This is a genomic window from Streptomyces sp. NPDC051243 (assembly GCF_044455405.1).
GTDB lineage: Bacteria > Actinomycetota > Actinomycetes > Streptomycetales > Streptomycetaceae > Streptomyces.
The window spans coordinates 145,684-159,996 of record NZ_JBITES010000006.1 but is presented as its reverse complement, the minus strand read 5'-3'; the positions used below and the strand labels follow the sequence as shown (position 1 = coordinate 159,996).

Sequence of the window (14,313 nt, the reverse complement as noted above, 5' to 3'; positions counted from 1 at the left end):
TTGTCGTCCTACGGGTGCTGGCTGCTGACGGAGACGATCTCTCCGGTCAGGTACGACGAGTAGCCCGACGCCAGGAAGACGATCACGTTGGCCACCTCCCACGGCTCGGCGTACCGCCCGAAGGCCTCGCGCGCGGTCAGCTCCTCCAGCAGTTCGGGGGTCGTCACCTTCGCCAGGTGGGGATGCATGGCGAGGCTCGGCGCCACGGCGTTCACCCGCACCCCGTACTCGGCGGCCTCCAGGGCCGCGCACCTGGTCAGCGCCATCACGCCCGCCTTGGCGGCGGCGTAGTGGGCCTGGCCGGCCTGGGCGCGCCAGCCGACGACGGAGGCGTTGTTGACGATCACGCCGCCGGTGTCGCGCATCCGGCGCAGGGCGGCCCGGGTGCAGCGGAAGGTGCCGTTCAGGGTGACGTCGAGGACCTTCGACCACTGCTCGTCGGTCATGTCGACGAGCGGCGAGGTGCCGCCGAGGCCGGCGTTGTTGACGACGACGTCGAGCCGGCCGTGTTCCTGTACGGCGGTGTCGAACAGGGCGCGCACCTGCGTCTCGTCGGTGACGTCGCAGACCACGGACGTCACCGCGCCGGCGAACTCCCGGGCCAGCTCCGCCTCGCACTCCTTCAGACGCCGCGCGTGCGCATCACTGATCAGCACGCGCGCGCCCTCCTCCAGGAGGCGGCGGGCGGTCGCGCCACCGATGCCCGCGCCCGCCGCGGCGGTGATGACGGCCGTGCGTCCGCGGAGCAGTCCGTGCCCGGGAACGTACGGCGGCGTCTCGACGTTTGTCATGGCAGCACGCTAACCTACCAAACACTTGTTAGGGAAGAACCGAAGGGAAGGCCAGAGCGAAGGGAGGGCGACCGTGGACCTCACCCACTCCGCCGCCGACGAGGCGTTCCGCGCCGAGGCCCGCGCCTGGCTGCGGGCGCACGTGCCGGCCGATCCCCTGCCCTCTCTGGAGACGGCGGAGGGCTTCGCGGCACACCGGGCCTGGGAGGCCGAACTCGCCGCCGACCGCTGGTCGGTGGTGAACTGGCCGACGGCGTACGGCGGCCGTGACGCCACGCTCGTGCGGTGGCTGCTGTTCGAGGAGGAGTACTGGGCGGCGGGTGCGCCGGGACGCGTCAGCCAGAACGGCGTCAGCCTGCTCGCCCCGACCCTCTTCGAGTACGGCACGCGGGAGCAACGCGCGCGTGTCCTGCCGCCCATGGCCGCCGGCGAGGTGATCTGGGCGCAGGCGTGGTCGGAGCCGGAGGCGGGCTCGGACCTGGCCTCGCTCAGGTCGAGGGCCGTCTCCACGGACGGCGGCTGGCTGCTGTCCGGCCAGAAGACCTGGTCCTCGCGCGCCGCCTTCGCCGACCGCGCGTTCGGGCTGTTCCGCACCGATCCGGACTGCCCGAAACCCCACCAGGGCCTGACATACCTGATGTTCGATCTGCGCGCCCCCGGCGTCACAGTCCGCCCCATCGCCCGCCTCGACGGGAAGCCGGCGTTCGCCGAGCTGTTTCTCGACGAGGTGTTCGTGCCGGACGAGGACGTGATCGGCGAGCCGGGCCAGGGCTGGCGGATCGCGATGTCGACGGCGGGCAACGAGCGCGGGCTGATGCTGCGCTCCCCCGGCCGCTTCCTCGCGAGCGCCGAGCGTCTGCTGGACCTCTGGCACACCCGGGGCAGCCCGCACAGCACGCGGAACCGCGTCGCCGACGCCCTGATCGGCGCCCGGGCGTACCAGCTCTTCACCTACGCGGCCGCCTCCCGCTTCCTCGACGGCGAGTCGATCGGCCCGGAGTCCAGCCTGAACAAGGTCTTCTGGTCGGAGTACGACATCGCGCTGCACGAGACGGCCCTCGATGTCCTTGGCACCGAGGGCGAACTGGCCGACACCGACTGGTCCGAGCGCTACGTCTTCTCCCTCGCCGGCCCCATCTACGCCGGGACGAACGAGATCCAGCGCGACATCATCGCCGAGCGGCTGCTCGGCCTGCCGAAGGGGCGACGCTGATGCGGGAGGGCCCCACCGGAACCGGGAAGAGGGCGCCGGACAGCGGCAACGCGAAACCGACGCCGGACGGGGACACGACCGCGCACGAAGGGACCCCGCCGACACGGAAGGACAACGCCGGAACCGGCAAGCGGGCGCCGGAGAGCGCCCACAACGCGAAACCGACACCGCACGAGAACACCACCGCAGCCGAAAGGACCCCGCCGACACGGAAGGACAACGCCAGAACCGGCAAGCGGGCACCCGACACCCACAACGCGAAACCGACACCGCACGAAAACACCACCGCAGCCGAAAGGACCCCGCCGACACGGAAGGACAACGCCGGAACCGGCAAGCGGGCACCCGACACCCACAACGCGACGCCGGCACCGGAAGGGACACCACCGCGGCCGAAAGGACCCCGCTGATGCGTTTCCTCCTCGACACCGAGCAGCGTGCCTTCGCCGAGTCGCTGGACGCGATGCTGACGGCGGCGGACACCCCGTCGGTGATACGGGACTGGAGCCGGGGCGAGCACGCGCGGGGCCGAGGGCTGTGGTCCCGTATCGCTGAGACGGGGGTGTTCGCGCTGGCCGTTCCCGAGGCCTACGAAGGGCTGGGCCCCCGGCCCCTCGAACTCGCCGTCGCCTTCGTGGAGTTGGGGCGGCATGCGGTGCCGGGGCCGCTGGTGGAGACGGTCACCGCCGCTGCACTGCTCGCCGGTCTGCCCGACCCCGGCCCGGCCAAGCGGCTCCTTCCGGCGCTGGCCGCGGGCGAGGCGATGGCGACGCTGGCGTGGACGACGCCGTACGCCCTGGACGGCGAGGCGGCCACCACCCGCCTCGCGCTCACCCCCCGTGGCCTGTACCTCTCCCCCGGCCATGGCCCCGTGCGCCCCTCCCTGGACCCGGCCCGCCGCCTCACCCCCCTCGATCCCGGCGGCGAGCTCCTCAGCCCCGAACCGCCCACCGCCCAAGCCCTCGCATACGCCCGCCTGACCACCGCCGCCCAGGCCCTCGGCGTGGGCCTCGCGCTGCTCGACAAGACCGTCGCGTACGTCAGGCAGCGCACCCAGTTCGGCGTCCCCATAGGCTCGTTCCAGGCCGTCAAGCACCGCCTGGCCGACGCCAAGATCGCCCTCGAGTTCGCCCGGCCCCTCGTCCTCGGCGCCGCGCTCACCATGACCCCGGCCGACGTCGCCGCCGCCAAGGTCACCGCCTGCGAGGCCGCGTACGCCACCGCCCGCACCGCCCTGCAGTCGCACGGCGCGATCGGCTACACGGCGGAGTACGACCTGTCGCTGTGGCTGACCAAGGCCCGGGCCCTCAGAACCGCCTGGGGCAGCCCGGACGTGTGCAGGGCGGAGGTGCTCAGTGGTGATCGCCGCTGGTGACCTCGCGGTACTCCTCCACCGTCGGCTTGGTGATCCGCGTCCGAGGCCCGAACATCGCCCGCGCCAGCCGGGCCCGTACCCGCTGGGACGGGGCGGCCCGGCGCCGGACGCCGTTGGCGTCGACGAGCGGGCCGACCTCGTACGGCGGATGCTGCTCGTGCTGGGTGAGGGTGAACAGCTGTCCCTGGGTGAGCGGCTCGTGGATCTCGATGTACTCGCCCTGCGGAAGCCGTTTGATGGTGCCCGTCTCCCTGCCGTGCAGCACCTTGGCCCGGTCCCGGCGCTGGAGCCCCAGGCAGACGCGCTTGGTCACCGAGAAGGTGACGACGGGCACGACGAACACCGCGATCCGCACGAACCACGTGATCACGTTGATGGACAGATGCAGATGCGTGGCCACGATGTCGTTGCCGCCGCCGATCAGCAGCACCGCGTACAGACTCAGCCAGGCCGCGCCGAGACCGGTGCGCACCGGCATGTTCCGTGGCCGGTCGAGGATGTGGTGCTCGCGTCTGTCACCCGTGACCCACGCTTCCAGGAAGGGATACAGGCCGATCGCGAGCAGGATCAGCGGGAAGAGCGAGAAGGGGATGAAGACGCCGAGTTCCAGGGTGTGGCCCCAGGCGTTGATCTCCCATCCCGGCATCACCCGGATCAGTCCCTCGGAGAAGCCCAGGTACCAGTCCGGTTGGGCGCCCGTGGTCACCAAGTCGGGGCGGTAGGGCCCGAACGCCCACACGGGGTTGATGCTGGCGATGCCGCCCATGACCGCCAGCACGCCGAAGACGAGGAAGAAGAAGCCGCCCGCCTTGGCCGTGTACACCGGCAGGAAGGGCATGCCGACGACCGTCTTCTGGTCGCGGCCGGGGCCCGGGTACTGCGTGTGCTTGTGGTAGAAGACCAGGATCAGATGGGCGGCCACCAGGCCGAGCATGATCCCCGGCAGCAGCAGGATGTGGATCGGGTAGAGGCGGGCGATGAAGTCCTCTCCGGGGAACTCCCCGCCGAAGAGGAAGAACGCCACGTACGTCCCGACGATCGGGATGGACAGGATCGCGCCGTGGGCGAAGCGCAGTCCGGTGCCGGACAGCAGGTCGTCGGGGAGGGAGTAGCCGGTCAGGCCGGTGATGATGCCGAGCATCAGCAGGGTCCAGCCGAACACCCAGTTGAGCTCGCGCGGCTTGCGGAAGGCGCCCGTGAAGAACACCCGCATCATGTGCACCATCATGCCGGTGATGAACACCAGCGCCGCCCAGTGGTGGATCTGCCGCATGAGCAGCCCGCCGCGCACATCGAAGCTGATGTCGAGCGTGGACTCGTAGGCCCTGGTCATCAGCACACCGTTGAGCGGCTCGTAGGAGCCGTTGTAGACGACCTCGCGGGTGCTCGGGTCGAAGAACAGGGTGAGGTAGACGCCGGTGAGGATCAGGACGAGAAAGCTGTAGAGGGAGACCTCGCCCAGCATGAAGGACCAGTGGTCGGGAAAGACCTTGCGCATGTTGGCCTTGGCCACGGCGTAGATACCGAGCCGCCCGTCGGCCCAGTCGGCGATCTTCTCGCCTCTCCCGGGCGACGTGACCCGCTCGGCCTCCGCTCCCTCGTTCCCCGATCGTGCGCCGTCCATGTGTCGTCGCCTTCCCGTCGGATCACCTCAGGGTGACACGCCCCCACGGGCCCGGCCAACGGGGCGGGCAAGCGGTCTACGCGTCAGGCCGGCCGTACGATTCCCTGCGCCCGCGCGGCCACCAGCCACTTCGGGAACTCGCCGACGAGCCGGTCGTACAGCTCGGCGTCGGACACCTTGCGCGGCTCCGAACCCGCGTGGAAGAACCCGGCGTTGTCGACGGCCCGCTTGTCCGGGACGGACAGCTCGTCGAGCTTGCGCAGATAGTCGAACTGCTTGCTGTCCGGGTCCCCGAAGCCGATGAACTGCCAGAACAGCGGGAGCCGGGCCGCCTTGCACAGGTAGCGTTCGGCGGCGAGCTTGTTGATGGGGCCGCCGTCGGTCTGGAAGACGACCAGGGCGGGGTCCGTCGACCCGCTGTCGAGGTAGTGGTCGATGACGGCGTCCATGGCCAGGTGGTAGCTGGTCTTGCCCATGTGCCGAGGCCGGCCACGATCCGCTCGATGCGCCCGCGGTGGTCGGCCAGCGCGATCTCGGTCTGGGCGTCGACGTCGGTCGAGAAGAACACCACCGGAACGGTGCCGTCGTCGTCGAAGTGCGCCGACAGCCCGAGCACTCGGTCGGCCAGCGCCTGCACACTGCCGTCCTTGTAGTACGGCTTCATCGACCCGGAGTAGTCCACGACCAGGTAGACCGCGGCCCGCACCCCGTCCAGCCCGTGCTTGTGCAGCGACACCCCGGCGCTCTTGTAGAGGCTCACCAGCGCGGGCGCGGTCTCCTCGACCTTGCTGAGACTGATCGCGGCCATGTCCTGTTTCCCCCTTGACGCACTGCTCCGGCGTGACGCACTGGTCCGGCTGCCGAGATTACGGCACGAGGGCCCCACCCCTCTCTCGGCGACGAGAAGCTTCGCTGAGCACCCCACGGCTGGCAGGTGTACGAGGAGACGTACAAGGTGCCCGGGCCGTGCTGGGCCAGACGTACGAGACAAAAGCCGCCTCCGCCCTCCATTGACGAAAGATGGCGCCTCATCGACGTTAATCACCCCAAGGGGGAACAACGTCAATCAAGGGGGACGCCATGGCAACCGAAACGGCCGAACCGGCCGCCGCCGGTTCGGGGTTCGGGCCCTACCAGGTCGGACCGGAGGTGCAGGCGGGCCTCGTCCAGCTGGCGGGCAAGGGGCCGAAGGCGGTGCAGTACACCGAGGTCGACGGGCAGCCCGTCTTCGAGGGCGACATCGTCCTCGACCTCATCGAGTCCAAGCAGGTCGCCGCCGAGCACGCGGTGGCGCTGGAGGAGAACGGGGTCGTCCTGCCCGGCCAGCAGTTCCGCTGGGTGAACGGCCTCGTGCCGTACGAGATCGACCCGAACCTGCCCGACCAGGCCCGCGTCACCGGCGCGATCGACCACTGGCAGCGCAACACCCGCATCCGCTTCGTGCAGCGCACGGCCCAGAACCAGGCGCAGCACCCCGACTTCATCCGGTTCGTGCCCGGCGGCGGCTGCAGTTCGGCCGTGGGCCGGCGGGGCAACGTCCAGCAGATCACGCTGGGTCAGGGCTGCGAGCTCGGCGCCGCCATCCATGAGATCGGGCACGCCGTCGGGCTCTGGCACGAGCAGAGCCGGGAGGACCGGGACCAGTTCGTCACCATCCACTGGGCCAACATCCAGCAGGGCATGGCCCACAACTTCAACCAGCACATCACCGACGGCGACGACGTCGGCGCGTACGACTACCACTCGATCATGCACTATCCGCGCTGGGCGTTCTCGAACAACGGCCAGGACACCATCGTGCCCCGGCAGAACGTCGAGATCGGCCAGCGGACGGGACTCAGCCCGGGCGACTGTCTCGCCGTGCGCACGATGTACGCGAACCTGGAGTCGCCGGCGCGCTTCTCCGGCGTGCAGTTCACAGGGCGGGTCGCGGCCGGGCAGGTCGGGCGCTGGTTCACGCACAGCTGGCCGGCGCACTGGTACGTCCACTGGACGGTCGTGCCGACCGCGCCCGTGGTGGACGGGGACGCGCAGATCGAGTCCTGGGTCCAGGTGACCCGGCAGTCCGGTGGACTGCTCAAGTACTTCCTCAACATCCGCAACCTGACCGGCGGTCCGGTCGACATCCAGGCCCGCTACGACGTGCTGGGCTGGGGCGCCAACGCGACCTGACGGCACGAGAGCTGATCACGAGATCTGATCACGAGATCTGACAGGGGGAAGCATGCAAGGAATGGGTATGCCGGGCCAGTCCATGCCCGCGGGCTGGGCCGACGCGGTCGACGCCGGTCCGGCGCCGAGCCTCAGCGGGGCACCGGAGGCGCCGGCGGGGGTGGTCGTCACCGGGACCGGCAGTGGGATCGGGGGGCCCGAGTTCGCGGGCGCCGCGTACGCGCCGCTGGGCGTGGCACAGGACGGCGGGGGCGTCGCGGGCGCCCCGGCCGCGGAAGGTCCGCAGGACGGCGGGGGCGCGCCCGAGGCGCCGAAGGGGGAAGAGTCATGATTCTGGGAGTGCAGTTCCGCGGACAGGTACCGGCGAACACCAGCCGCCGGTGGTTCACCCACAGTTGGCCGGAGGCCTGGCGGGTCGACTGGACGGTCGTACCGACGTGGCCGATGGTGGACGGCAACGCCCAGGTGGAGTGGAAGGTCCAGGTGGACCGTCAGGCGAGCAACCTGATCAAGTACTTCATCGAGATCCGCAACCTCACGGGCGGACCGGTCGACATCGAGGCGCGGTACGCCGTGCTCAACTCCTAGCAAGCGAGCGTGACGTGGCCACTGTCTCCGGGCGGGTCCTGCTCACTCCCGACCTGGGCGCCTTCGACGAGGCGGTCCTGCGGGTGCGCGTGCTCGACGTGACGGTGGCCGACGCTCCCGCGCGGGAACTCACCGCGACGGCTCAGGACATCTCGTACGACGGGCAGGGCACGGTCAGTGTGCCCTTCCGGCTGTCGGCGGACTGGGGGCCACGGCAGCGGGTCGTGGTGGACGCTCACCTCGACCGGTCCGGCAGCGGAGTGGTCGAGAGCGGGGACGCGCTGACCGTGCAGTCGCTGCCCGTCCCCGAGGAGCCCGCCCCGGTGACCGTACGGCTGCGAGCCATCTGAGAAAGGCGACGGCGCCTGCCCATTCGTCCGGTCGGGGACTGTGGGGCAGGCGCCGTCGATGTTCCGTACGCCGTTGTACGGGACGTCTGTGCCGAGCCGGCGGATCAGACCATCAGCGCGCGGTCCGTCGGCTTGATCGGCGCCGGCAGGTCGCTCGCGCCGGTCAGGAAGCGGTCGCAGCCGCGGGCGGCCGAGCGGCCCTCCGCGATGGCCCACACGATGAGGGACTGGCCGCGGCCCGCGTCACCGGCGACGAAGACGCCCGGCACGTTGGTCTGGAAGTCGGCGTCGCGGGCGATGTTGCCGCGCTCGTCGAGCTCCAGGCCGAACTGGTCCACGAGGCCGTTCTCGCGGTCCGTGCCGGTGAAGCCCATCGCCAGGGTGACCAGCTGGGCGGGGATCTTGCGCTCGGTGCCCGGCTTCGGGGTCAGCTTGCCGTCGATGAACTCGACCTCGGTGAGGTGCAGCCACTGGACGTTGCCGTCCTCGTCGCCCTCGAAGTGGGTGGTGGAGACGGAGTAGACCCGCTCGCCGCCCTCCTCGTGGGCCGAGGTGACCTTGTAGAGCATCGGGAAGGTCGGCCACGGCTGGGCGACCGGGTTCCGCTCGTCGTTCGGGCGGGGCATGATCTCCAGCTGCGTGACGGAGGCCGCGCCCTGGCGGTGGGCGGTGCCCACGCAGTCGGCGCCGGTGTCGCCACCGCCGATGACCACGACGTGCTTGCCCTCGGCCGAGATCGGGGAGGTGACGTAGTCGCCCTCCTGGACCTTGTTGGCCAGCGGCAGGTACTCCATGGCCTGGTAGATGCCCTTGAGCTCGCGGCCGGGGACCGGGAGGTCACGGGCGGTCGTGGCGCCGGCGGCGATGACGACCGCGTCGTACCGCTTCTTCAGGTCGGTCGCCTTGAGGTCGCGGCCGATCTCGATGCCGGTGCGGAAGCGGGTGCCCTCCGCGCGCATCTGCTCGATACGGCGGTTGATGTGCCGCTTCTCCATCTTGAACTCGGGGATGCCGTACCGGAGAAGGCCTCCGATGCGGTCCGCGCGCTCGTAGACGGCGACGGTGTGACCGGCCCGCGTGAGCTGCTGGGCGGCGGCCAGGCCCGCCGGGCCCGAGCCGATGACGGCGACGGTCTTGCCGGACAGGCGCTCCGGGGCCTGCGGGGCGACAGTGCCCGCGTCCCACGCCTTGTCGATGATCGAGACCTCGACGTTCTTGATGGTGACGGCCGGCTGGTTGATGCCGAGCACACACGCCGACTCACACGGGGCCGGGCACAGGCGGCCCGTGAACTCCGGGAAGTTGTTCGTGGCGTGCAGGCGCTCCGACGCCGCCGCCCAGTCCTCGCGGTAGGCGTAGTCGTTCCACTCGGGGATCAGGTTCCCGAGCGGGCAGCCGTTGTGGCAGAACGGGATGCCGCAGTCCATGCAGCGGCTGGCCTGCTTGCTGATGATCGGCAGCAGGGAGCCGGGGACGTAGACCTCGTTCCAGTCCTTCAGACGCACGTCGACCGGACGGGACTTGGCGACCTCACGGCCGTGGTTCAGGAAGCCCTTCGGGTCAGCCATTGATCGCCGCCTCCATCATCTTCTCGGTGATCTCGGTCTCGGACAGACCGGCTCGCTCGGCGGCGTCCTTGGCGGCGAGCACTGCCTTGTACGTGCTGGGGATGATCTTGCTGAAGCGCTCGACCGCGGTGTCCCACTCGGCCAGGAGCTTCTCGGCGACCGTGGATCCGGTCTCCTCCTGGTGGCGGCGGACCACGTCGTGCAGCCACTGCTTGTCGGTGTCGTCGAGGGCCTCGATGGCGCTGACGTTGCCGACGTTGACGTTGTCGCGGTCGAGGTCGATGACGTACGCGATGCCGCCGGACATACCGGCCGCGAAGTTACGGCCCGTCTCGCCCAGGACCACCGCGTGACCACCGGTCATGTACTCGCAGCCGTGGTCGCCCACGCCCTCGGAGACGACCAGCGCACCGGAGTTGCGGACACAGAACCGCTCACCCGTACGACCGCGCAGGAACAGCTCGCCGCCGGTCGCGCCGTACGCGATGGTGTTGCCCGCGATCGTCGAGTACTCGGCGAGGTGGTCGGCGCCCCGGTCGGGACGGACGACGACCCGGCCGCCGGAGAGGCCCTTGCCGACGTAGTCGTTGGCGTCGCCCTCCAGGCGCAGCGTGACACCGCGCGGGAGGAAGGCGCCGAAGGACTGGCCGGCGGAGCCCGTGAAGGTGATGTCGATGGTGTCGTCGGGCAGGCCCGCGCCGCCGAACTTCTTCGTCACCTCGTGGCCGAGCATGGTGCCGACCGTCCGGTTGATGTTGCGGATGGAGACCTGCGCGCGCACCGGCTGGGCGTCGGTCGCGGAGTCCGCGGCGAGGGCGTCGGCGGCGAGCTTGATGAGCTCGTTGTCGAGCGCCTTCTCCAGGCCGTGGTCCTGCTCGATGAGCTGGTGGCGCACCGCGCCCTCGGGCAGCTCGGGCACGTGGAACAGCGGGGCCAGGTCCAGGCCCTGGGCCTTCCAGTGGTCGACGGCACGCGTGACGTCCAGCGCCTCGGCGTGGCCGACGGCCTCCTCGATGGAGCGGAAGCCGAGCTCGGCGAGGATCTCGCGGACCTCTTCGGCGATGTACTGGAAGAAGTTGACGACGTACTCGGCCTTGCCGGAGAAGCGGTCGCGCAGGGTCGGGTTCTGGGTGGCGATGCCGACCGGGCAGGTGTCCAGGTGGCAGACGCGCATCATGACGCAGCCGGAGACGACGAGCGGTGCGGTCGCGAAACCGAACTCCTCGGCGCCGAGCAGCGCGGCGATGACGACGTCACGGCCGGTCTTCAGCTGGCCGTCGGTCTGCACGACGATGCGGTCGCGCAGGCCGTTGAGCAGCAGCGTCTGCTGGGTCTCGGCGAGGCCGAGCTCCCAGGGGCCACCGGCGTGCTTCAGGCTCGTAAGAGGCGAAGCACCGGTACCACCGTCGTGGCCGGAGATGAGCACCACGTCCGCGTGCGCCTTCGACACACCCGCCGCGACCGTGCCGACGCCGACCTCGGATACCAGCTTGACGTGAATCCGCGCCTGCGGGTTCGCGTTCTTGAGGTCGTGGATCAGCTGGGCCAGGTCCTCGATGGAGTAGATGTCGTGGTGCGGCGGCGGGGAGATCAGGCCGACACCCGGCGTCGAGTGACGTGTCTTGGCCACCCACGGGTACACCTTGTGGCCGGGCAGCTGGCCGCCCTCGCCGGGCTTGGCGCCCTGGGCCATCTTGATCTGGATGTCGTCGGCGTTGACCAGGTACTCGGAGGTCACACCGAAGCGGCCGGAGGCGACCTGCTTGATCGACGAACGGCGCGCCGGGTCGTACAGACGCTCCGGGTCCTCGCCGCCCTCACCGGTGTTGGACTTGCCGCCCAGCTGGTTCATGGCGATGGCGAGGGTCTCGTGCGCCTCCTTGGAGATGGAGCCGTACGACATGGCGCCCGTGGAGAAGCGCTTGACGATCTCGCTGGCCGGCTCGACCTCGTCGATGGAGATCGGCTGGCGGTCCGACTTGAAGCCGAAGAGCCCGCGGAGCGTCATCAGGCGCTCGGACTGCTCGTTCACGCGTTCGGTGTACTTCTTGAAGATGTCGTAGCGGCCGGTGCGTGTGGAGTGCTGGAGGCGGAAGACCGTCTCCGGGTCGAACAGGTGCGGCTCGCCCTCGCGGCGCCACTGGTACTCGCCGCCGATGTCCAGCGCGCGGTGCGCGGGAGCGATGCCGGAGGCCGGGTACGCCTTGGCGTGGCGGGCGGCGACCTCCTTGGCGATGACGTCGATGCCGACGCCGCCGATCTTGGTGGCCGTGCCGTTGAAGTACTTCTCGACGAAGGCGTCGTCGAGACCGACGGCCTCGAAGACCTGGGCGCCGCGGTAGGAGGCGACCGTCGAGATGCCCATCTTGGACATGACCTTCAGGACGCCCTTGCCCAGGGCGTAGATCAGGTTGCGGATGGCCTTCTCGGGCTCGATGTCCGACAGGAAGGTGCCGGCGCGGACCAGGTCCTCGACGGACTCCATCGCCAGGTACGGGTTCACGGCGGCGGCGCCGTAGCCGATGAGCAGGGCGACGTGGTGGACCTCGCGGACGTCGCCGGCCTCGACCAGCAGGCCCACGTGGGTGCGCTGCTTGGTGCGGATGAGGTGGTGGTGGACAGCCGCGGTGAGCAGCAGCGACGGGATCGGCGCGTGCTCGGCGTCCGAGTGGCGGTCCGACAGGACGATCAGGCGGGCGCCGTTCTCGATGGCGGCGTCGGCCTCGGCGCAGATCTCCTCTATGCGCGCGGCGAGGGCGTCACCGCCGCCGTGCACCCGGTACAGACCGGAGAGGGTCGCGGCCTTGAAGCCGGGCATGTCGCCGTCGGCGTTGATGTGGATGAGCTTGGCCAGCTCGTCGTTGTCGATCACCGGGAAGGGCAGGGTGACCGAGCGGCAGGAGGCGGCCGTCGGCTCGAGCAGGTTGCCCTGCGGGCCGAGGGACGAGCGCAGCGAGGTCACGAGCTCCTCGCGGATCGCGTCCAGCGGCGGGTTGGTGACCTGCGCGAACAGCTGGGTGAAGTAGTCGAAGAGCAGGCGCGGGCGCTCGCTCAGCGCGGCGATCGGCGAGTCGGTGCCCATCGAACCGATCGGCTCGGCGCCGGCCTTGGCCATCGGCGCGAGGATGATGCGCAGCTCCTCCTCGGTGTAGCCGAAGGTCTGCTGGCGACGGGTGACCGAGGCGTGCGTGTGCACGATGTGCTCGCGCTCGGGCAGGTCGGACAGCTCGATCTCGCCGGCCTCCAGCCACTCCGCGTACGGGTGCTCGGCGGCGAGGGCGGCCTTGATCTCGTCGTCCTCGATGATGCGGTGCTCGACGGTGTCGACGAGGAACATACGGCCCGGCTGCAGGCGGCCCTTGCGGACGACCTTGGCGGGGTCGATGTCGAGGACGCCGACCTCGGAGCCGAGGACGACGAGGCCGTCGTCGGTGACCCAGTAGCGGCCGGGGCGCAGGCCGTTGCGGTCGAGCACGGCGCCGACCTGGGTGCCGTCGGTGAAGGTGACACAGGCCGGGCCGTCCCAGGGCTCCATCATCGTGGAGTGGTACTGGTAGAAGGCGCGCCGGGCCGGGTCCATGGAGTCGTGGTTCTCCCACGCCTCCGGGATCATCATCAGCACGGAGTGCGGCAGCGAACGGCCGCCGAGGTGGAGCAGCTCCAGCACCTCGTCGAAGGACGCGGAGTCGGAGGCGTCCGGGGTGCACACCGGGAAGATGCGCTCCAGGGCATTGTCGTCGGAACCGCTGCGTCCATGGTCGGCAGAGCCGAACAAGTCGGAGACGAGCTGCGACTCGCGGGCGACCATCCAGTTGCGGTTGCCCTTGACGGTGTTGATCTCACCGTTGTGCGCGACGAAGCGGTACGGGTGCGCGAGCGGCCACGACGGGAAGGTGTTCGTGGAGAACCGGGAGTGCACGAGCGCGATCGCGGAGGCGAACCGGCGGTCGGACAGGTCCGGGAAGAACGGCTCCAGCTGGCCCGTGGTCAGCATGCCCTTATAGACGATGGTGCGCGCGGACAGCGACGGGAAGTAGACACCGACCTCACGCTCGGCGCGCTTGCGCAGCACGAAGGCCTTGCGGTCGAGCGCGATGCCCTCCGAGGTGCCGTCGGCGACGAAGATCTGCCGGAAGGCCGGCATCGTCGAGCGGGCGGTGGCTCCGAGGAGTTCGGGCGCGACCGGAACCTCACGCCAGCCGAGGACCGTCAGGCCCTCCTCACCGGCGATCGTCTCGATCTTCGAGACGGCCTCGGCCGTCTCCTCTTCCGGCAGGAAGGCGATACCGACGGCGTACGCACCGGCCGCGGGCAGTTCGAATTCGGCCACCTCACGGAAGAAGGCGTCCGGCACCTGGGACAGGATGCCCGCGCCGTCACCCGAGTCGGGCTCGGAGCCGGTGGCGCCGCGGTGCTCGAGGTTGCGCAGAACGGTCAGCGCCTGCTCGACCAGCGTGTGGCTCGCCTCGCCGGTGAGGGTGGCCACGAAGCCGACGCCACAGGCGTCGTGCTCGTTGCGGGGGTCGTACATACCCTGCGCAGCAGGGCGAGCATCCATGAACGACCAGTTCTGGCCATGCGCGGAGTGCTGGGACGGCTGGCGCGGCGTACGCATCGGCTCTCCCGTCGTCG

The 14,313-nt window shown here is 70.1% G+C and carries 10 protein-coding genes and 1 pseudogene; 6 read left to right on the top strand and 5 right to left on the bottom strand.

What is annotated here, in order from left to right:
- Positions 1-8 precede the first annotated feature (8 nt).
- A complete protein-coding gene (locus ACIBAG_RS16980; RefSeq protein ID WP_399105697.1) occupies positions 9-791 on the bottom strand; it encodes an SDR family oxidoreductase in 783 nt (260 codons plus the stop codon).
- Between the two features lie 73 nt (positions 792-864).
- Between ACIBAG_RS16980 and ACIBAG_RS16975 the strand changes: the two genes are divergently transcribed.
- Together ACIBAG_RS16975 and ACIBAG_RS16970 are read left to right on the top strand one after the other, a co-directional pair.
- On the top strand, positions 865-2,004 hold the full coding sequence (locus tag ACIBAG_RS16975; RefSeq protein WP_399105695.1) for an acyl-CoA dehydrogenase family protein: 1,140 nt from the start codon (positions 865-867) through the stop codon (positions 2,002-2,004).
- Positions 2,005-2,413: 409 nt separating this feature from the next.
- Entirely contained in the window at positions 2,414-3,379 is a 966-nt protein-coding gene (locus tag ACIBAG_RS16970; RefSeq protein ID WP_399105693.1) for an acyl-CoA dehydrogenase family protein, read from the top strand.
- Here ACIBAG_RS16970 and ACIBAG_RS16965 read toward each other — a convergent pair.
- Both ACIBAG_RS16965 and ACIBAG_RS16960 read right to left on the bottom strand, forming a co-directional pair.
- Positions 3,357-5,003 carry a cytochrome bc complex cytochrome b subunit gene (locus tag ACIBAG_RS16965; protein WP_399105691.1) on the bottom strand — a complete coding sequence of 549 codons (1,647 nt, stop codon included), beginning with the start codon at positions 5,001-5,003 and terminating at the stop codon, positions 3,357-3,359. The two genes, ACIBAG_RS16970 and ACIBAG_RS16965, sit on opposite strands and share 23 nt — an antisense overlap.
- Positions 5,004-5,086: 83 nt before the next feature.
- A pseudogene (locus tag ACIBAG_RS16960) lies at positions 5,087-5,667 on the bottom strand (VWA domain-containing protein).
- A gap of 416 nt (positions 5,668-6,083) precedes the next feature.
- Between ACIBAG_RS16960 and legP the strand changes: the two are divergent.
- The 4 genes from legP to ACIBAG_RS16940 all read left to right on the top strand — a co-directional run bounded on the left by legP (position 6,084) and on the right by ACIBAG_RS16940 (position 8,113).
- The gene (gene legP / locus ACIBAG_RS16955; protein WP_399105689.1) at positions 6,084-7,175 is read left to right on the top strand and encodes a Dot/Icm T4SS effector Zinc-dependent metalloprotease LegP; all 1,092 of its coding nucleotides are present in this window, start codon (positions 6,084-6,086) and stop codon (positions 7,173-7,175) included.
- Between the two features lie 67 nt (positions 7,176-7,242).
- The gene (locus tag ACIBAG_RS16950; RefSeq protein ID WP_399105687.1) at positions 7,243-7,506 is read left to right on the top strand and encodes a hypothetical protein; all 264 of its coding nucleotides are present in this window, start codon (positions 7,243-7,245) and stop codon (positions 7,504-7,506) included.
- Entirely contained in the window at positions 7,503-7,763 is a 261-nt protein-coding gene (locus ACIBAG_RS16945) for a hypothetical protein (protein WP_031483461.1), read from the top strand. Before ACIBAG_RS16950 ends, ACIBAG_RS16945 begins: the two co-directional genes overlap by 4 nt.
- 14 nt (positions 7,764-7,777) lie before the next feature.
- Positions 7,778-8,113: a YbaY family lipoprotein gene (locus tag ACIBAG_RS16940; protein ID WP_399105684.1), complete on the top strand. Its 336-nt coding sequence runs from the start codon at positions 7,778-7,780 to the stop codon at positions 8,111-8,113.
- 104 nt (positions 8,114-8,217) lie between these two features.
- On the opposite strand, the gene ACIBAG_RS16935 is transcribed toward ACIBAG_RS16940, so the two are convergent.
- Both ACIBAG_RS16935 and gltB read right to left on the bottom strand, forming a co-directional pair.
- Positions 8,218-9,681, bottom strand: coding sequence for a glutamate synthase subunit beta (locus ACIBAG_RS16935; RefSeq protein ID WP_399105682.1), 1,464 nt, complete (start codon positions 9,679-9,681; stop codon positions 8,218-8,220).
- A complete protein-coding gene (gltB, locus tag ACIBAG_RS16930; RefSeq protein ID WP_399106316.1) occupies positions 9,674-14,296 on the bottom strand; it encodes a glutamate synthase large subunit in 4,623 nt (1,540 codons plus the stop codon). Before gltB ends, ACIBAG_RS16935 begins: the two co-directional genes overlap by 8 nt.
- Positions 14,297-14,313 lie beyond the last annotated feature (17 nt).